This is a genomic window from Capnocytophaga sp. CM59 (assembly GCF_000293175.1).
GTDB classification, from domain to species: Bacteria; Bacteroidota; Bacteroidia; order Flavobacteriales; family Flavobacteriaceae; genus Capnocytophaga; species Capnocytophaga granulosa.
Genome location: NZ_ALNN01000068.1, coordinates 38,196 through 57,098 on the forward strand (window position 1 = coordinate 38,196; position 18,903 = coordinate 57,098).

Consider the following 18,903-nt stretch of genomic DNA (forward strand, 5'->3'; position numbering starts at 1 on the left):
CTTACTCAGGGGCAAAGATACGATTTTTCTATGAGTTTTGAATTTTGAGTTTTGAATTTTAAGTGAATCTCCATTAGTCACTTGTAACTCGTCATTAGTCACTCGTCATTAGTCACTCGTCATTAGTCACTTGTCACTAGTCACTCGTCATTAGTCACTTGTCACTAGTCACTCGTCATTAGTCACTTGTCACTAGTCACTAAAAAAGTGGGTTACAGGATTCAGTTAAAACCCTATAACCCTTTTCTATCTATAACCCTTTATCCTTTATTTCTCTAAATCAATCATTTGGATAGCTGTAATAGCGGCTTCTATGCCCTTATTGCCATGCTTGCCGCCACTTCTGTCTATGGATTGTTGCAGAGTATTATCGGTCAGCAAGCAAAAAATCACAGGAACAGGTTGGGTAGCATTCAGGTAAGCGATCCCTTGAGTCACCCCTTGGCAGACGAAGTCAAAGTGCTTGGTCTCCCCTTGTATCACACAGCCTATAACAATGACAGCATCTACACTTTTGCTAAGGAGCATACGCTTAGCACCATTGACCAGTTCAAAGGCGCCTGGCACCTGCCACTGAAGGATATCCTCAGGCAATATACCACAATCCAAGAGGGTCTCTACGGCTCCCTTGCGCATGTTTTCGGTAATCTCTCCATTCCATCGAGAGGTGATAACCCCGATAGATTTGCCCTTCACCTGCGGAAGAGCAGCCTTATCATAGGTAGATAAGTTCTTGTTCTCTGTCGCCATATTATAGGTTCGTAAGTGCCTCTACTTGGCTGATTTGCACATCTACAGAAGCTGCCTCTTCAGAGTTAGGATAATCAGTCTTGATGCGTTCCAAATAGGTTAAGGCCTCTTTGTAGTTCTTTTGATCTTGCGCCACTTGTGCTGCCTTACTTAGATAGATAGGTGCCGTAAGGGCATTATCGCTCTTATCTATTGCCTTTTTATAATAATCCATAGCATCTTTAGGTTGGTTAAGAGCTACAAAAGCATCGCCTATATTACCCAAAGCCAAAGCACTAAGGATCGGATCGGAAGAGGAGAACTTGTCCAAATGGGTTACCGCTTCCTTATATTTGTTCAGTTGCAGATAAGCCATACCTGCTGCATAGTTAGCCACATTGCCCGCTTTGCTAGAGCCATGATCCTTGATAATCTTCAAAAAGCCTGCATGGGTCTTATCTCCATTGAGCGAAAGGGTAAAGAGAGAATCACGGGTAGCAGTGGTATTGGCATCAAGCGCCTGGTTGAATACACTCTGAGCAAAAGAGAGTTGTTCGGAGATTTCTCGCTCGCGAGGTTCGCTTACAAACTGTTTGTAAAACATATAACCTAACCCCACTACCACTACAGCAACGATTGTAAAGAGGATGGTACGCTGATGCTGGATCACCCATGCCTCAGTCTTGCCTGCTTTTTCGTCTAAGGTATCGAAGACCTCCGCAGTGGTACTTTCATGTGATAATTGTTCGCTACTAACCTCATTAGCAGCCTCTTCCTGTTGTCTTTCTTTCTTTGTTTGTCGGCCTGGACGATAGTTATTCTTCTTGTAAACTGACATAAAATTTTTGCATTAAAAAGATTTTGCAAAAATAAAATTTTTATTTGTAATAGAGGGTGTTTTTCTCAAGAATTTTTAATAATTTGCGCATGTTTTTGTAAGCCCCTTTTTTGATGTACCTAAAACGACTTTACATACTGAATTTCAAAAACATAGAAAACAAAGAGTTCTCTTTTTCTCCTCAGCTAAATTGCTTTGTGGGCGACAATGGAATCGGAAAAACCAATTCTTTGGACGCAATTTACCACTTAGGAATGACCAAAAGCTACTTTTCTTCGAGTACTTTGCACAACATTCGCTTAGGAGAGGATTTTTATCTGATAGAGGGTACTTTCCTTAGAGAGGGGCGAGAGGAACAAGTGGTCTGTAGCGTCAAGAAAGGACAGAAAAAAGTGGTCAAGCGCAACGGCAAGCTCTATGACAGACTCTCCGAGCATATCGGCACGTTCCCTATCGTGATGGTCTCCCCTTCCGACCGTGACCTCATTCACGAGGGCAGCGAAGCCAGGCGCAAGTTCCTCGATGGCATGCTCTCTCAGGTACGCCCCCTCTATCTGCAAACCCTACTGAGATACAACCAAGCCCTCACCCAGCGCAATAGCCTGCTTAAGCTCATGCACGAACGGGCATATTTTGACCCTGATACCATAGCCATCTACGATGACCAACTCTCCCTATATGGCCAAGAACTCTTCAAGGAACGCAAGGCTTTTTTGGAGGAATTCCTCCCTATTTTCCAAAAGCAATACCAGAGCATCTCCCAAGGGAAAGAACAAGTAAGCGTTAGCTATCTTAGCCCGCTGGAGGGGCAGGATTTCAAGCAGTTACTCTCTCAGAGTATCTCCCAAGACAGGGCTGCCCAATACACTACTATTGGGGTACATAAGGACGATTTGGTCTTTACCATAGAGGAACAGCCCGTTAAGAAATTCGCCAGCCAAGGCCAACAGAAATCTTTCCTTATCGCCCTGAAGTTTGCCCAATTCCTTAGTATCTATGAGCATACCAAGGTCGCTCCTATACTGCTATTGGACGATATTTTTGACAAACTTGATAGCAAGCGTGTAGGACAGCTCCTTCGAATGGTTACCCTCCCTCCCTTCTCTCAGGTGTTTCTCAGCGATACCGACAAGGAGCGCACCGAACAGATGGTCAAGGAGATTACCACAGAATATCAGATTTTTACACTCTAAAAATTTATCCACAATTATTTTTGGATAATTAAAAAAATTCCTATCTTTGCACCCTCAAACTGCATATAAGAATGAAAGATAAAAAACGCGACTTAAAAGCGTATGATATTCACTTTGCAGGACTAAAAGATGGAGAACATCTCTTTGAATATCAGATAGATAACCACTTTTTTGAGTTGTTTGACTATCATGAGTTCAACCAGGTGAACCAGAGAGTAAGTGTACACTTAAAGAAGAAAAGTACCCTCTTGGAACTACACTTCTTAAGCCAAGGCACTGTTAATGTCAATTGTGATATCACTGATGAACCTTTTGACCTCCCTACTGAGGGTGCTTTAGACTTAGTGGTGAAGTTTGGGGATAGCTACAATGATGATAATGATGAGTTGCTTATCCTTCCCCAAGGCGAACACACCCTTTCGGTAGCCCAGTACATCTATGAAATGATTGTGCTCTCGGTACCTGCCAAGCGTATCAATTCGCAGGCTGAGAACCTCGCCGAAGTGTTAGACACCATAGATGCTTTTAGCCCCAAAGAGCTTGAAGAAGCAGCAGATGATTCCCAGACAGACCCACGCTGGGACGAATTAAAAAAATTGTTGAACAAATAAAAAAATAAGAAAATGGCACATCCCAAACGAAGACAATCCTCTACCCGAAGAGACAAAAGAAGAACGCATGACACAGCTGTAGTTCCTCAAATAGCTAAAGACCCAACAACTGGCGAACTACACCTTTACCACAGAGCACACTGGTTTGAAGGCAAGCTCTACTATCGTGGCCAAGTCCTTATAGACGCTACTGCTGGCAACGAAGCTGCTGCAAGCTAAAAATATAAGTAAAAGATAAAAGGTAAAAAGTAAAGTAATACTTTTTACCTTTTTTTATTTTTAAAATGAATCGAATCCTACTCTAATACACAATACATCTCCACATTAAGAGACAATACATCTCCACATTAAGGAAATAACATATCTCCACAAGAGACAATACATCTCCCTACATTAATACACAATAAATTGCGTCTCTACGCAAGCGCCAGCCAAGACAATTCCTTCTTTAGCATAGTCTTCCGTAGAGACGCAATTTATTGCATCTTATCATTTAATCATTAATCATTAGTCACTAATCACTAATCATTTGTCATTAATCATTATTTATAGAGTACCTTCTTCACTGCTTTGATTACGTCCTGAGCGTTAGGCAACCATTCTTGTAGAAGGGCTGGTGAATAAGGAGCAGGGGTATCAGCAGTAGTGATACGTTGGATAGGTGCATCTAAGTAGTCAAAGATATGTTCTTGTACTTGGTAAGTAATTTCAGAAGATACACAACCAAAAGGCCATGCTTCTTCAAGGATTACCAAGCGGTTGGTTTTCTTCACTGAAGCAAAGATAGTCCCCCAGTCCATAGGACGAATGGTACGAATATCTATAATCTCACACTCTATACCTTCCTTAGCAAGCGCATCGGCAGCAGCGAAAGCCTCTTTGATAATCTTTCCGAAAGAAACGATGGTTACATCTTTCCCAGCACGCTTAACATCGGCTACGCCTAGTGGAATGGTATATTCCTCTTCTGGCACTTCACCTTTGTCTCCGTACATCTGTTCGGATTCCATGAAGATTACAGGGTCATTATCACGAATAGCTGATTTGAGCAAGCCTTTGGCATCATAAGGCGTAGAAGGTACTACCACTTTAAGACCTGGACAGTTAGCAAACCAATTCTCAAAAGCCTGTGAGTGCGTAGCTCCCAATTGTCCAGCAGAGGCAGTAGGCCCACGGAATACAATAGGAATATTGATCTGTCCGCCTGACATTTGGCGCATCTTAGCTGCATTGGAGATGATTTGGTCCATGCCAACCAAGGAGAAGTTAAAGGTCATGTACTCAATGATAGGACGGCAACCATTCATAGCCGAACCTACTCCGATCCCAGAGAAACCACTCTCTGCAATAGGTGTATCTATGATTCGCTTAGGGCCGAACTCGTCCAACATTCCCTTGGAGGCTTTGTAGGCACCATTGTACTCGGCTACCTCTTCTCCCATCAAATAAATAGAAGGATCACGACGCATTTCTTCACTCATCGCTTCGCAAATAGCTTCTCTGAATTGTATTGTTCTCATTACTTTTATTTTTAGTTCTTAGCAATTAGTGGTTAGTGGTTAGCCACTATTCACTTTTCACTATTCTTTCTTCTCTTAACTAGCTGCAAAATTACGTATTTTTTTACTTTATACAAAATCAACAATCAACTTTGTGATAAAATTTATTTGTTCTTCGTCCAATTCCGTGTGCATAGGCAAGGAAAGTACTTCCTGTACTAGGAGATTGGTCACGGGAAAGTCTGCCTCCTTATAGCGAGGATCTGTATAGGCTTTTTGCTGGTGCAGTGGTATAGGATAGTAAATTCCAAAAGGTACACCATGGGTAGATAAGTGCTCAGCTAAGGCATCACGCTTACCATTGGTAATACGTATGGTGTATTGGTGAAACACATGAGCTGTATCCCCTTCGGGAATCTCTGGAGTGATGATATTGGGGTTGGCTGCCAACCTTTCAGAATACATAAGGGCAAAGCTACGGCGCTTCTTATTATAGGTATCTAGGTGAGGCAGTTTGGCTCGCAATACACATGCTTGCAAGGAGTCCAAACGAGAATTGACCCCTACCACATCGTGGTGATAACGCACGTACATACCATGATTTACAATACCTCGCAGGGTATGCGCCAGCGCATCATCATTGGTAAAGATAGCCCCGCCATCGCCATAGCAACCCAAATTCTTGGATGGGAAGAAACTTGTAGCCCCTACCTGCCCTATAGTACCGAGCTTCTGCTTGTGGCCATCACTCCAAGTGTAGTCCGCCCCTATACCTTGTGCATTGTCCTCTATCACAAAGAGGTTATGCTCTTTAGCTATCTGCATAATCGCCTCCATATTGGCAGGGCGACCATATAGGTGCACAGGAACTATGGCTTTGGTTTTAGGAGTAATCGCTTTCTTAATAGCCTCTATATCTATATTGAACGTATTGGGTTCCACATCTACCAGTACAGGCGTAAGCCCTAGAAGAGCTATCACCTCCACAGTAGCGGCAAAAGTAAAGTCAGCTGTGATGACTTCATCGCCAGGTTTAAGGCCTAAGCCCATCATAGCTATCTGGAGAGCATCAGTACCATTGGCGCAAGGAATCACATGTTTTACCTGTAAGTATTGTTCCAATTCCTTCTGTAGCGCTTGCACCTGAGGGCCATTGATAAAAGCCGCACTGGAGAGCACCTCATCAAAGGATTGCTGTATTTGTGCTTTCAAGGGCTCATATTGCCCTTGCAAATCTACCATTTGAATTTTCTTCATGGTCTTGGTTGTTTATCGCCCGCAAAGATACAAAATAATGATTAATGTATGAAATTAATGATTAATTTTTTTGTGTTAAGGATTATAGGGATTTGGTACAATTTTTGTGGTCTAGTATGGGGAATAATTTGTACCTTTGTACTCAAAATAAGAATCTTATGCCAGCTACATTGACACGTCCGAAAACAGCTTCAAAGAAAACAACAACTTCCCAAGAGTTAAAGAAAGAGGCTACTAAGAATAAAACAGCGACAACACAGACAGCACTTTCTTCTAAAAAAAAGAAAACAATAGAAGAATTGGCTGAAAGAGCCCAATCTATCATAAGCAAGTATGATATACCTTACACTAAGAACAATCAATAATACGAATCCATAGTTAAATATTATCCGCTAACTATCTAAGGCGCAATAAAATGCGTCTCTACACATGTGCTGGCTAAGATAATTACATAATAGATATAGTTTTCCGTAGAGACGCAATTTATTGCGTCTTAATGAATTGGACTATACGATTGCCTTTCTACTATTTATTCGCGTTAATAACTGAGAAACAAAGAATTATAGAGTTTTAGCTGAAATCCCTCACCTTTATAACCTTTTATTTATCAAATTATACAGCGATTTACAAAAGAATATAATTTAACTACACAAATTCCTCTTCTGCTAATTATAAAATACTGAATATTTAATAAAAAGTTAAAAAATGATTTAGACCGATTTAAAATAATATCTTTGCTCCCGAAATTTTTACTTCATGAAGTATCTGATTTGGAGCTTTTTAGCATTATTTTCCGCTACATTATACGGCCAACAGCAGTTGCTCTCTGGCATCGTACAAGACGAGCGGAAGGAACCTCTTCTAGGGGTGAGTGTTGTGGATAAAAACACCAAAAAATGGGCTATCACGGATGAAAACGGTAAGTTTTCCCTCCCTTTCCTTAAGGAATACGACTTGGACATACAATTCTTAGGTATGGAAAGACGTACAATCAAAGGAAGTGATATCTCTATTACTATTACCCTAAGAGAAGAATCTCTCTCCTTAAAAGAAGTAGTGGTTACTGCCGACAAGGTCAAGGATCAGACTAGCTCTGCCATCACTCTTGACAAATATGCCATTAGTCAGTTCCAATCGCTCTCCCTATCCGATGTGCTGCAACAACTCCCTGGGCAACCTATCAAGAATATTGCCTTGGAGAGTCCCAAAGATATCCAACTGCGTACTGCCCTCAAAAACCAAAATAACGCTTTTGGAATAGGCTTCATTATGGATGATATGTATATCTCCAACGATGAGAATATGCAGACCTATGCTTATACTCAAAAAGGAGGAAGCAATAACGCTGCTTTTTCTCATGCCAATAGCTCCATTGACCTACGTACCATCCCTTCTTCCAATATAGAAAAGGTAGAAGTGATCAGTGGTATTGCCGATGCTAAATATGGTAATGCGACTTCGGGCTTGATTATCGTAGAGCGCAAGGCGGGGGTCTCTCCCCTACAGCTCTCTGCTTCTATGGTAGGCGGAGGCAATACAGTTAGTGCTCAAAAGGGCATCAAATTACCTAAGAATTGGGGTAACCTGAGTCTATCCTTAGACTATCTCAACTCTAACAGCGATCCTCGCAATGATCTGATGTCCTTCAACCGACTCACCACCACAGGAATATGGAGTACTTATAACTCCTCTCAACGCTTAAAAAATACACTAACCCTCTCGGCAAGAAGTAACTTGGACGGCAGCAAGCAGTACAAAGAATTAGACGAGATGTTCCGAAATGGCTCCTCTAAAAAAGAATACGGCTATACACTAAGTAACCGCACTACCTTGCAGCTAGAAAGCCCTTGGATAGACCAACTAACAAGCTCTGTAAGCTTCTCTTATACAAAAACAGATTCTACCAAGGAATACTATGTCAATGGAATAGGTAATGTAGTTCCCTTGGCTGACCATACCTCTTTCCACCAAGGAGCCTATACGCCTGTCTCCTATATGTCCAAGGAGCGCACCATAGGCGAACCTATTAATGGTGCTCTAAGCCTGAATGCTTCCAAAGATTTCTTCTATCATAATTTCCGTCATCTTGTATTGGCAGGAACGGGCTTCACCTATAGTGATAATATAGGCGAAGGAAAGATCTTTGATACCAATTCTGCTTCTATGCTCTCTTCTCTAAACCCTAACAAAGGAGGCACAGATAGCGGACAAGGTGTACGCCCGCTGAACTTTAATCGTTATGTGATAGCCAATAAGCTCTTCCACTTCTATGTGCAAGACAATATCACCTATACCTTCAACAACCGCCAATCCTTAGCAACTAATATAGGGCTAAGATATGAGAACCAAAATGGATTTTCTTCACTTAGCCCCCGCTTGAACATGGCATTCACCCTCTCCCCCTCCGTAAAATTAAGAGCAGGAGCAGGACTAGCCACCAAGGCTCCTTCCTTACAAAACCGCTTTCCTGGTAATGTGTTCTTTGATATCTTAGTCAAAGACTTGCGTACTGGTGACTATGCCGTCAATTATATACAAACCCATGTCATAGAACGTCCTGAAGTGTCCCTCAAGCCTGCCAAAGCTTGGAAATATGAAGTAGGTACTGACCTTACCTTGCCTTTTGCGCGCCTTAACCTTACAGGATTCCTTAACTATAACTACGATAGCTTTGAGAACAACCCTCACTTAGGCCTTTATCCCATTCCTGAGCTGAGGTTCACCCCCAATACGAACCCTAAATTACCGCCTTCCTATACCATTATAGGTTACAAAGATATGCTCTTGGAGTACCAAAGCACCTCAAATACTGCCAAAAATACAGATATAGGAGTAGAGATAATGGTACATTTTAATAAGATTGAAGCTATCAATACCCAATTTACCCTTTCTGGAAGCTATGTATATTCCGAATCTGACAGCAATTTGCCCAACCAAGTGGCTAATACTAATTTTGCTGACACCGAACACCGATATATCCTATACCCTAAGGACATCACAAGTGCCGATAAGCTAAGCTTGCGCCTAACGGCTACCTATCACCTGCCTTTCTTAGGACTATTGACCTCCTTGACAATAGAGCAATTCACCTTTAGTCATCAGTTTGCTTCTATTAAGGATATCTATCCTTTGGGGTATCTAAATAGTCAGTTACAACATATCGTAATCCCAGAGGCAGAGCGAAGCAGCAGTCGCTACCAGGCTCTCCATCGAGTGGCAGGTACCACAAGCCAAGACAGACGTACCCCTATGTATCATAACTTCCACTTGCGCCTTACAAAAGAATTACAAAACGGACTCTCTCTGTCCTTTTATATCAATAATGTAGCTAATTACCGCCCCACAGTGGTGATTGCTGGTTCTGAAACACGTATGAACGAAGCTATTTCCTTTGGAGCTACCGCTACTTTCAACTTTGGAAAAATATAATCCTAGTGGCTAATGATTAGTAATTAGTGGTCAGACACTAAAAACTTATCACTAACAACTAAAAATTAAAAACTTAATATACTTTTATGAAGAAAATTGTTTTACTTCTATCTTGCATAGCGCTACTGAGTGCTTGCCGCAAGGACGATGAGGGCTTTGATAATAATGGTCAAAGTCAGGAAGTGTCCCGTATCTCCTACACAGTAGAGGCTACTTATGGGGACAAATTCAATAATGTCAAAGCCGCTGGTGCTGTGGTAAAACTTAGCGACACTTCCACTGGCCAGCTGTATGAGGCTACCACCTCTGACGAAGGAAAGGCTACCCTACAACTGCTCCCTGGCACTTACAATATAGAGGTGTCTAAATCCCTAACCAAGGAACAGAACAATACCCTCTTTGGCTTTGATAATGAAGCTCATTTCTCTGCCTCCAAACAGGGAGTAACTATTTCCAAAGAAGCAAATGCTCTTTCGTTCAAGATGAGCACTGCTCGTATGGGCGATTTGGTGATCAAACAGTTATACTATACAGGTTCCAATATCCAGACAGCGGCCAAATACTATGATAACTTCTTTGAGGTACATAACAATTCCTCCGATACGCTCTATTTGGATGGTATCTACTTTGCTAAATTGACTGTATCAGCCAATGCCAAATCCAACAAAGGTAAAAAAGGATTTGATGCCGAAGGGAAATATGACTGGAGTCAAGCGCAAGGCCTAGAAGGTTTAAATGAGAAAGCCAATACTGACTATGTATATGCCAAAACAGTTATTGCCTTTCCAGGTAGCGGAAAAGAACATCCTTTAGCTCCAGGCAAATCCAAGATTGTAGCGGCTTCAGCTCGTAACCACAAAGAACCTATCGCCGGACAACCTGTAAGAAATCCTGAACTAACTCTTGATTTAAGCCGAGCTCACTTTGAAGTATATTTAGATCCTTCTTTTGTCAAAGACGGAAAAACTTTGGACACCGATAATCCTGCGGTCACCAATATGGTCATACTCCACAAAAGTGGGGGAAAGGACTTCCTTTTGGATACACATGGTAGGGAAGCCTATATTCTTTTTAGAGATACTAAAGAACACTTTGATGCTTATAAGCGTGTTGCACTGCCTACAATAACTACTCCTAAGCCTGATACTGCTAAGTACGTACAGATCCCTATAGATAAAATCATTGATGGAGTCAATGCCCAACATGATGATGCTAACAAATCCTTCCCTCATAGTCTACCCAATAGCATAGATGCAGGAGAACTCAAGGCCGAAAGTTTCTACTCCTCCGAGGTGTTTATCCGCAAAGTGAAAGATACTAAAAATGGTATTACACGCTATCAGGATACCAACAACTCTACCAATGACTTTGATAGAAAAGTAAAAGTATTTGACCTTAGTGCTTTAGATTAATTACTATATTAGTTATATGAATGAGTGTCTTAAGGCACTCATTCTTTCCATTTTTACTATGAAAAGACTCTTTTTACCCTTATTTGGACTCCTTGTAATCACCTCCTATGGACAAATCCCCCCAGATACCGATATGTTTGGAAAGATGTATGCCATATATGAACAATCTCCTATCTTCTTTACAGAAATACCTATAGAGAACTTTACTTCCAGCAGCTTATACCTAAACCATAGGGAGGGTAACCTACACCTTGCCCAAGAAGCCAAAGAACAAACAGATTTTGGTCTGCGCTCCTATGGCTTCTATAGGCATAAACGTATCAACTTCTTTGGAAAGCTCAACTTGCAACGTATCTATCAGAAAGACAAGGCGTGGACGCTTTCCGATGGGGAGGTACAGCCCAATGGCCTTATGCCTGATCCTCATTACTTTGCCGTAAGCCGACCTGCTCCATGGGTGAACCAACAGTACAATATCTTCGGAGGAGCTGGTATTCCTATCTATAAGCAGATATGGGATATGACTCTTTCTGCCCGTATCAACTACGAAGAAAAATTTCGAGAAATCTACGATCCTCGCCCTAAAACAAACCACAATGAACTATTTTTCGCAGGACAAACCGCCTTTCATATTTCTAATAAACACAAAATAGCCTTCTCTGCCGAATATGGATACAATAAAGTAACTAATAAAATGAAATTCACCGACGAAGAGGGGCAAACACCTAACAATTTTACCAAGTATAATCGTTGGCAACTTGGTTATGGCACCTTTCAGCTTACCTCTAACGCTAATAACAAACGTAATAACGACTATTATGGCTTTTCCTTTGGCTACCATTATACAGGAGAACTACATAAACTCTTAGTGGAGGGAAGTTACAAAAACACACTCACTCATACCTATCGCAATGGCAATGATAGTGAATTTGATGAAGATATCTTAGCGCGCCTCTATGAGGATACTTTCTTAGCTAAAGCACATTATATCAACCAATTAAAAGAAGACCAGGCTCTAAGTCTGTCCCTTATAGCCTCTGACAGGCAAACCACCAACCGCCTTATGAATCGTCAAGGACGCAATTATCGTGCTTACCAAGAGGACATCTCTTTCTCTGCCAATCTGTTAAAGCAAATTGGAGAAACCCATCGTGAGTTAGCCTTAGAGGCTATCTATGAGGGGGCTTATCAGAAAGATATCATGGCAAAAACTCTTACTGATCATTCCTCCCTTGCCCTATCTCTGTTTTGGACAAAAGGATATGAGTTAGATCGCTTTGTGGTACAGCCCTCTCTAAAGACTACCCTTATCAGTCCCCTGTACAACAAGCTGATAAACCAAAACGAAGACTATCGCAAGCCCTATCGTCCTACAGACTATGCCGCCCGTACATTACGCCTTTTCTATCAAGAGGTAGTCTATCCTGACTATGCTTATTTTGACAAGACTCGCTATCTGCTTGACTTAGGCGTAGATTTCAAAAAACGCCTCTCAAGTGGTACGCTGCTTATCACAAGCATCCATTCCACCTACCTAACCACCTTCAAGGGAACTGATCGCTATGGTGCTGCTATCTCGATTTCTTTACTCAAATAAAATTTGCACCTTTGTCTGCCAAAGTCTAAAAGACTATACCCCTTAATTTCATAATCTTAAAACTAACTAACAACTGAAAAATGAAAAAAATACTTATTTTACCCCTTTGTATGGGCGTTTTCTTCTCCTTTACACGACTGAAGGAATCTTTGTACGAACCTGAATATATAGCACAGCTTAGAGAAGCTTATAGCAGCGGAGATTCTAAAAACTGGGAAGCTCCCCTGTTGGACGAAAGCGTAAAAGCTCGTTATGTGGAAATCGGCTCCTTACCTAAACTCTCTTTCCCTGAGAACAACCCTTATACGGATGCGAAAAAAGAATTAGGCAAGCTCCTTTTCTTTGACCCTCGCCTCTCAAAATCCAAACAAATCTCCTGTGCCAATTGTCATGATCCTGAATTGGGCTGGGCAGACGGACGTAGTCTTTCCTTTGGACACAATCGTAAAAATGGGGTAAGAAACTCTCCTTCAGTATTTAACATGGCTTACCATACTACCTTTTTTTGGGACGGCAGGGCGAGCACCCTCGAATCCCAAGCCATGTTCCCTCTTACCGACCCAGTAGAAATGGCCTCTCATGAAGTAGTTGCCCTAAAGAATATTAAGCGTATCAAAGGCTATCGTCCATACTTCAAAGAAGCCTTTGCCGATGAGACCATTACCCTTTCTCGTATCTTTGATGCCATTGCTACTTACGAACGTACCATTGTCAGCGGCAAAAGCAAGTTTGATCGCTTTATCGCAGGCGAAAAAGACCTTTTCACCGATGAAGAGGTCTTGGGCTTGCATCTGTTCCGTACCAAGGCTCGCTGCGTGAACTGCCATTTCTCTCCTATATTTTCTGACCAGCAGTTTCACAACTTAGGTATGTCCTACTATGGACGCAAATATGAGGATTTAGGCAGATACAAAATCAGCAAAGACAAAGATGATGTAGGCCGATTCAAAACAGCTTCCCTACGTGAAGTGAGCCGCACAGCTCCCTATATGCACAATGGCCTAATATCTACTTTAGACGAAGTAATACAAATGTACGATGCAGGTATGGCGCACCCTAAGCCTCGCAAAGATCAGGAAAACGACCCTCTTTTCCCTACTACTGATCCTCTGCTCCAAAAGCTCTCCCTCACCAAGGAGGAAAGAGCAGCCCTCAAGGCCTTTCTCCTTACCCTCAGCTCCCCTTTCAAGCGAGAAAGAATCCCTGAATTACCATAACTAAGGTATAAAAAGTTATAGTTTTTTAGTCAAGAAGTAAAGAAATTTAGGGTTATAAGGTTTTAGCAGGAATCCTATAACCCTTTACTCCTATATTCCTAAACTATTGTTAATCATTGATTATTAAGGATTTATATTTCATACCTTTGCGTCCTACATAACCCTTAATCCTTAATTATCATGAAAAAACTTATCTTTTCAACACTCATTGCCACAGCATTATTCATTTCCTCCTGCTCCAAAGAAGGAGGAGGAGGAAATGCTGCTTCGCTACCTGGTACGCTCTATGTGGATTTCGCTACTGATGGTATTCAGTCCTATAACTTCTCCAATGGAAAGCTCAGCAAGGTAGTAAAAACGAAGACCGGCCCTGGTATTACAGGCTGTGATATCACCTATGGCAGTAAGGAAATAGCACTGGCTATTAGTACTGACCGTTCGTTTGGTACCCAAGATACCCAAACTTTCTTGTTGCGCCCTTGGGACGGTAGTCATGTATGGTTCGCCTACGATGATCTTCCCAAGACGGGCAATACCTTTTCGTTTAGCTTTACCTATGACCCCCAAGAGTTTTACAAGAGATGTATCATTCGCCTCTCACCCAACAAGAGATTCATTGCGGTTGATTCCTATGATTGGGACAAGCGTGGGGTGCTCTTGCTCAATACCGAGACAGGCAAACTCATAGCTGACTTTACTGAGGGGCTTACCCGTGACGATTTGAGCTACCAAAGTACCCCTGTATGGACACTGAATAATGAAATGTATAGCGCTATCAGAGGGGTACTCTATCGCTGGAAGGAGGCTTTTGGAGACCGTGTAGAAGAAGTACTTACACTCAACGAAGGCAAAGGCGCCAGCTATGTAACTGTAAATCCACAAGGTACTCGTGTGGCTTTCCGCTATAACAAACACCTTTGGGTACAGAATATAGACGGCAGCAACTTGCACCAAGTAACCACTTCCCAGCTCACAGGGTCTGATAAGGCCGATGGTGAATATCATCCCGTATTCTCCCCCGATGGCAAGTATATTGCTCTGGTAGGGGCTCCAACCGTTGGTCGTGGTTGGACAGACTATGACCCTTTACAACCCAGCTACGGAGGGGTGCATGTTGTAGGTGACGGCTATGGCTATGTGTTTGTCATTCGCGACGACGACAAGCTCTATGACCTTGAAAACGACAAAAGTGGCTTCATTGTACTCCGCCAAGAAAGAGGCATACATGGGGTTCCCTCTTACTTCAGCGGTATGATGTGGCGGTAATCAATAAGGTGGAAGATAAAAGGTAAAAGGCAAAGACCATAGGTGTTTTTACTTTTTACCTTTTATTCTTTACTTTACATAAAGGAATCCTTTCTTTAGCTGTTTTTCCCCATGGAGGGTATAGTTCATTATATAGAAATAAGTCCCTGAGGGAAGACGTTGGCCTCTTCCCACTATGCCACTTACATTGGCATAGCCTTGGAATACGTCTCCGTTGTCCTGATAATGAGCACTCTCATAGACTACTAAGCCCATTTCGTTAAAGATAAGCAGCTCTATAGGCGTATTAGGATCCGTATTTTCTACTTTAAAATAGTTCTCTCCTCCCCCCTCTACAGAAACTCCATTATATACCTCTACCTCTTGTGATACAACGTCAGGGGTCGGTATAGGATCAGGAGTTGGCGCTGGCTTGGGCGTTGGCTCTGGAGTCGGCTCTGGCTTGGGTGTAGGCTCTGGTGTCGGCACTGGCTTAGGCGTTGGCTCAGGGGTCGGTGCTGGCTTGGGCGTAGGCTCTGGGGTCGGTGCTGGCTTGGGCGTAGGCTCTGGAGTCGGTGCTGGCTTAGGCGTAGGCTCTGGAGTCGGTGCTGGCTTAGGCGTAGGCTCAGGGGTCGGTGCTGGCTTAGGCGTAGGCTCTGGAGTCGGCGTTGGCTTGGGCGTTGGCTCAGGGGTCGGTACTGGCTTAGGCGTTGGCTCAGGGGTTGGTACTGGCTTAGGCGTAGGCTCTGGGGTCGGTGCTGGCTTGGGCGTAGGCTCTGGGGTCGGTGCTGGCTTGGGCGTTGGCTCTGGAATCGGCGCTGGCTTAGGCGTAGGCTCAGGGGTCGGTGCTGGCTTAGGCGTAGGCTCAGGGGTCGGTGCTGGCTTAGGCGTAGGCTCTGGGGTTGGTGCTGGCTTAGGCGTTGGCTCTGGGGTCGGTGTTGGCTCAGGGGTTGGTGCTGGCTCAGGGGTTGGTGCTGGCTTAGGAGCTTCGTCCGCTTTGGGGTCAATGGTGATAATTTGTTCGTAGCGATTTTCATTATGGGCAGCATCTTCAGCAAACCATACATTGCGTTCTCCTATCTTTTTACCTTGCTTGTCATAGATAGGCTCAGAGCTTGAAGAAACATCCACTTGAGAATCACAATTATCCGTAGCTGTAAGGGTAGGTTTGAATGGTATTTCGCTTTCATCCTTTACGGTTAGGTTCGCAGGATAGGCTGAAAATTCTGGTCGTTGGGTGTCTTTTAGGAAAATTTGTTGAACATGTCGGATAGCAGGTGCATCAGCCGCATAGGCCGTCCATACACGAGTGAGCTTGTAGGCTTTCTTATCGCCCTCGGTCATTTCTTCCTCGTATTCGATCTCAACCGAATCGCTTCCTTCTGCCTGCAATGTAGCCTTAGGAGGAATCTCTCCTGGGCATTGTACATGTATATCTTGAGGAAGATCCCCTACAAAATGTAGGGTCTTGGTAGGAGCTTCTTTCTCAAAATAGATATATTGCACAAAAGTAGCTTTGTTTTTACATTTATCCGTGGCTACCCAACGGCGCACTATATAGTCAGCATGCGATTCCTCTGAAAAAGAAACCTCTGCCTTTTTATTCCTACATTCACCATGGTCAGATGTGGCAGTAACCTCTGCTCTTTCAGGTATTTCCGTTCTTTTTACGGTAATAACTGGCTTGGGCAAATTATTAAAGACAATACTCGAACTCAACATGTCAAGCGTATAGGGTTTATCCGGATAGACTGCATAAGCTATATGATCCAGTACTTCTATCTTGAAGGTACCCTCCACATAGCCTGCATAGCCCTTCCAGCCTTTTGCTTGAGGGAAAATAACGGTTGCCTGGCCACTATTGGGCACTGCTTCTGCTAAGACATAGTCATAGGTCTTTCCATAGTTATCTGAGAAAAGAATACGTACCTTACTATCTGGGGCAAATAGCTTCTTATCCACATTCCAATGTAGGGTAACATTCTCTCCTCGCTTATATCTACCTGATTTACTTTCTCCTATAATATTTGTAATTCTAAAAGGGGTTCCATCTTTTATTTGTACTTTGGTCTGATAAACATCATAGAGAGGGGTATGGGGCTTGCCTGCTTTATAAGCTCCTACAGAACCATCACATACACCTAACCAAAAAGTAAAATCTCCTGTTTCGTATTCACCTGTGAATTTGTAAGGAACCTCTTTCCATTCATTTGTGCTTTTATCCTTAGTATATGGCCGATAGAAAGCAATTTTATTATCTGTAGTAGGGCGGTTGGAAGGAAAACGCGCCTTACCAAACACCTTAAAATCAGCCTGATGCGCCATATATAGCAAGGGATCTCCATCGGGATCGCTCGCTTCTATGGTAAATTGGAAATAGGTATTAGGGGGTAAGGTATAACTTTTCTTGAGCTTGCTACGGTCAATCATCGGTGCCTTATTATCGGAGGGCTCCCCATAAGGAATATTGGGCTGAGGAAGTCCCACGAGCTGGGTACGTGCCTTATCGGCATAATAGGCATCATGCAGATTGGTACGGTTATGAATAGTATAGATAGAAGGCAAGGAAAAATAAGTGCCATAAGGGTCATTGATATAACTCATAATAGAGTTACCCCTATCAGGTTCGGTAAAGGAAGAGGCCGTAGCCCCTCCTATGGTAAAGGTATGCGCGGAACCCAATAGGTGTCCAAGTTCATGCAGAATGATATAGAACTCCTCATTGGCCACACAGCCTCCCTTGAGCTTACCTGTAATCTCTCCTAAATGTGCCAATCCACGATTGTCCTTATATACGGCAAAGACGATACCTGCATCGTAATTCTCCTCTCCTATAAGTTTATTAAACGCATCTGTAGCCGTATTTACAACGGTACGTACCAATGGCTTATCGGGATAGATTTCTTCTTTCTCTGCAACTCGGATCAGGCGTGGATCATCTACTAATTCAAATTGGTAGCCCAATTCTCGTCCGCAGACCTCATTAAGCTTGGTTTGTACATCCGTCATAAAGGCCTTGGCCAGTTCCATACGTCCCTGACAGTGCCCTTTGTAAAAGCTATAATCTATCAGCATGGCCAAGCGGAAAGTCCTCAGTACATGCACATTATACAGTACCCGCTTGTCCTCGGAAGGAAGCGATTCTTCCGCCAAGATAGTACCAGGAGCCAGACGAGTAGGCAGCATTGCCCGCTGAGGGGTCGCTCCATCAGCACAAGCCTCACAAGAGGTGTGCAATTCTTGAGGGCTTACCCTAAGTAGTCCCTTGTCATCTGAGAGGGAATAAGTATGTCCGCCCTGCCATACCTCTCCTGATAAAGTAGTGTCATTCATAGAGATACTACCAGAAAACACCCCTTGATGATAGGCAACAAAACTACGATACCCCTCAGAGGAAAGCGTATTGTCTCGTTCCTCCCACTCCAGAGGAAGACTCCCCTGAGGAGTGGGTACTGCCCACTGCAAATGAGTGGCTTTGGAGAAATGTGCTATGACAGCACTCGTTTTCTCTTGACCATAGAGCGCTGAAAAACAACACCCTATAAGCAACCAAAAGCTAAAACAATGAATTGTTTTCACAACAAATATTTTTGTTAATAATGAATTATTTAAGTTTCGAAAGTTCTGTAACTTATTGATATTCAAAAACCTCCCCCTACCCCCTCCAAAGGGGGAATGAGATAGTTTATGATTCTCAAGAAGTTAGAGAGAGGACATTTTCCAGATTAATAGACAATTTTTATCTTTTTCAACGAATTTTCACATACTCTCCTCCAAGTATTCGGAGACTTTCCCCTCTCGGAGGGGGCAAGGGGGAGGTTTTTTTTACAATATATTGATTATTAATTAATTATAAATCCAATTATAACCTAAAAA

At 42.8% G+C, this 18,903-nt stretch carries 14 protein-coding genes; 9 read left to right on the plus strand and 5 right to left on the minus strand.

Annotation, left to right across the window (positions count from 1 at the left end; translation table 11 throughout):
- Window positions 1–267: 267 nt before the first annotated feature.
- Window positions 268–750, minus strand: a complete 483-nt coding sequence (gene ribH, locus HMPREF1154_RS12470) for a 6,7-dimethyl-8-ribityllumazine synthase (protein ID WP_009642978.1) — start codon at window positions 748–750, stop codon at window positions 268–270.
- Between the two features lies 1 nt (window position 751).
- Complete coding sequence (locus HMPREF1154_RS12475) at window positions 752–1,567, minus strand: tetratricopeptide repeat protein (protein ID WP_009642971.1); 816 nt, start codon at window positions 1,565–1,567, stop codon at window positions 752–754.
- A gap of 113 nt (window positions 1,568–1,680) precedes the next feature.
- Between HMPREF1154_RS12475 and HMPREF1154_RS12480 the strand changes: the two genes are divergently transcribed.
- The 3 genes from HMPREF1154_RS12480 (at window position 1,681) to rpmF (ending at window position 3,590) form a co-directional block, all read left to right on the plus strand.
- Window positions 1,681–2,760: a DNA replication/repair protein RecF gene (locus tag HMPREF1154_RS12480; protein WP_009642968.1), complete on the plus strand. Its 1,080-nt coding sequence runs from the start codon at window positions 1,681–1,683 to the stop codon at window positions 2,758–2,760.
- A gap of 71 nt (window positions 2,761–2,831) precedes the next feature.
- On the plus strand, window positions 2,832–3,371 hold the full coding sequence (locus tag HMPREF1154_RS12485; RefSeq protein ID WP_009642961.1) for a YceD family protein: 540 nt from the start codon (window positions 2,832–2,834) through the stop codon (window positions 3,369–3,371).
- 12 nt (window positions 3,372–3,383) lie between these two features.
- Entirely contained in the window at window positions 3,384–3,590 is a 207-nt protein-coding gene (gene rpmF, locus HMPREF1154_RS13265; RefSeq protein ID WP_009642973.1) for a 50S ribosomal protein L32, read from the plus strand.
- A gap of 323 nt (window positions 3,591–3,913) precedes the next feature.
- Here rpmF and HMPREF1154_RS12490 read toward each other — a convergent pair whose 3' ends face one another.
- Both HMPREF1154_RS12490 and HMPREF1154_RS12495 read right to left on the minus strand, forming a co-directional pair.
- On the minus strand, window positions 3,914–4,891 hold the full coding sequence (locus tag HMPREF1154_RS12490) for a pyruvate dehydrogenase complex E1 component subunit beta (protein ID WP_009642967.1): 978 nt from the start codon (window positions 4,889–4,891) through the stop codon (window positions 3,914–3,916).
- A gap of 108 nt (window positions 4,892–4,999) precedes the next feature.
- On the minus strand, window positions 5,000–6,127 hold the full coding sequence (locus tag HMPREF1154_RS12495; protein WP_009642991.1) for a DegT/DnrJ/EryC1/StrS family aminotransferase: 1,128 nt from the start codon (window positions 6,125–6,127) through the stop codon (window positions 5,000–5,002).
- A 158-nt stretch (window positions 6,128–6,285) separates the two neighbouring features.
- On the opposite strand from HMPREF1154_RS12495, the gene HMPREF1154_RS12500 reads away from it, so the two are divergent.
- The 6 genes from HMPREF1154_RS12500 (at window position 6,286) to HMPREF1154_RS12525 (ending at window position 15,048) form a co-directional block, all read left to right on the plus strand.
- A complete protein-coding gene (locus HMPREF1154_RS12500; protein WP_157231290.1) occupies window positions 6,286–6,492 on the plus strand; it encodes a hypothetical protein in 207 nt (68 codons plus the stop codon).
- Window positions 6,493–6,883: 391 nt separating this feature from the next.
- Complete coding sequence (locus tag HMPREF1154_RS12505) at window positions 6,884–9,556, plus strand: TonB-dependent receptor plug domain-containing protein (protein WP_009642987.1); 2,673 nt, start codon at window positions 6,884–6,886, stop codon at window positions 9,554–9,556.
- A gap of 86 nt (window positions 9,557–9,642) precedes the next feature.
- The gene (locus HMPREF1154_RS12510; RefSeq protein ID WP_009642949.1) at window positions 9,643–10,968 is read left to right on the plus strand and encodes a DUF4876 domain-containing protein; all 1,326 of its coding nucleotides are present in this window, start codon (window positions 9,643–9,645) and stop codon (window positions 10,966–10,968) included.
- A 58-nt stretch (window positions 10,969–11,026) separates the two neighbouring features.
- On the plus strand, window positions 11,027–12,565 hold the full coding sequence (locus HMPREF1154_RS12515; protein WP_232212005.1) for a DUF6850 family outer membrane beta-barrel protein: 1,539 nt from the start codon (window positions 11,027–11,029) through the stop codon (window positions 12,563–12,565).
- A gap of 80 nt (window positions 12,566–12,645) precedes the next feature.
- Entirely contained in the window at window positions 12,646–13,782 is a 1,137-nt protein-coding gene (locus tag HMPREF1154_RS12520; protein WP_009642963.1) for a cytochrome-c peroxidase, read from the plus strand.
- Between the two features lie 180 nt (window positions 13,783–13,962).
- A complete protein-coding gene (locus HMPREF1154_RS12525) occupies window positions 13,963–15,048 on the plus strand; it encodes a TolB family protein (RefSeq protein ID WP_009642986.1) in 1,086 nt (361 codons plus the stop codon).
- A 69-nt stretch (window positions 15,049–15,117) separates the two neighbouring features.
- Here HMPREF1154_RS12525 and HMPREF1154_RS12530 read toward each other — a convergent pair whose 3' ends face one another.
- Entirely contained in the window at window positions 15,118–18,606 is a 3,489-nt protein-coding gene (locus HMPREF1154_RS12530) for a reprolysin-like metallopeptidase (RefSeq protein ID WP_009642954.1), read from the minus strand.
- Between the last annotated feature and the right edge of the window lie 297 nt (window positions 18,607–18,903).

Coding starts and splice junctions, on each gene's coding strand:
- ribH (WP_009642978.1), bottom strand. CDS start 750: ATGGCGACAGAGAACAAGAACTTATCTACCTATGATAAGGCTGCTCTT.
- HMPREF1154_RS12475 (WP_009642971.1), bottom strand. CDS start 1,567: ATGTCAGTTTACAAGAAGAATAACTATCGTCCAGGCCGACAAACAAAG.
- HMPREF1154_RS12480 (WP_009642968.1), top strand. CDS start 1,681: ATGTACCTAAAACGACTTTACATACTGAATTTCAAAAACATAGAAAAC.
- HMPREF1154_RS12485 (WP_009642961.1), top strand. CDS start 2,832: ATGAAAGATAAAAAACGCGACTTAAAAGCGTATGATATTCACTTTGCA.
- rpmF (WP_009642973.1), top strand. CDS start 3,384: ATGGCACATCCCAAACGAAGACAATCCTCTACCCGAAGAGACAAAAGA.
- HMPREF1154_RS12490 (WP_009642967.1), bottom strand. CDS start 4,891: ATGAGAACAATACAATTCAGAGAAGCTATTTGCGAAGCGATGAGTGAA.
- HMPREF1154_RS12495 (WP_009642991.1), bottom strand. CDS start 6,127: ATGAAGAAAATTCAAATGGTAGATTTGCAAGGGCAATATGAGCCCTTG.
- HMPREF1154_RS12500 (WP_157231290.1), top strand. CDS start 6,286: ATGCCAGCTACATTGACACGTCCGAAAACAGCTTCAAAGAAAACAACA.
- HMPREF1154_RS12505 (WP_009642987.1), top strand. CDS start 6,884: ATGAAGTATCTGATTTGGAGCTTTTTAGCATTATTTTCCGCTACATTA.
- HMPREF1154_RS12510 (WP_009642949.1), top strand. CDS start 9,643: ATGAAGAAAATTGTTTTACTTCTATCTTGCATAGCGCTACTGAGTGCT.
- HMPREF1154_RS12515 (WP_232212005.1), top strand. CDS start 11,027: ATGAAAAGACTCTTTTTACCCTTATTTGGACTCCTTGTAATCACCTCC.
- HMPREF1154_RS12520 (WP_009642963.1), top strand. CDS start 12,646: ATGAAAAAAATACTTATTTTACCCCTTTGTATGGGCGTTTTCTTCTCC.
- HMPREF1154_RS12525 (WP_009642986.1), top strand. CDS start 13,963: ATGAAAAAACTTATCTTTTCAACACTCATTGCCACAGCATTATTCATT.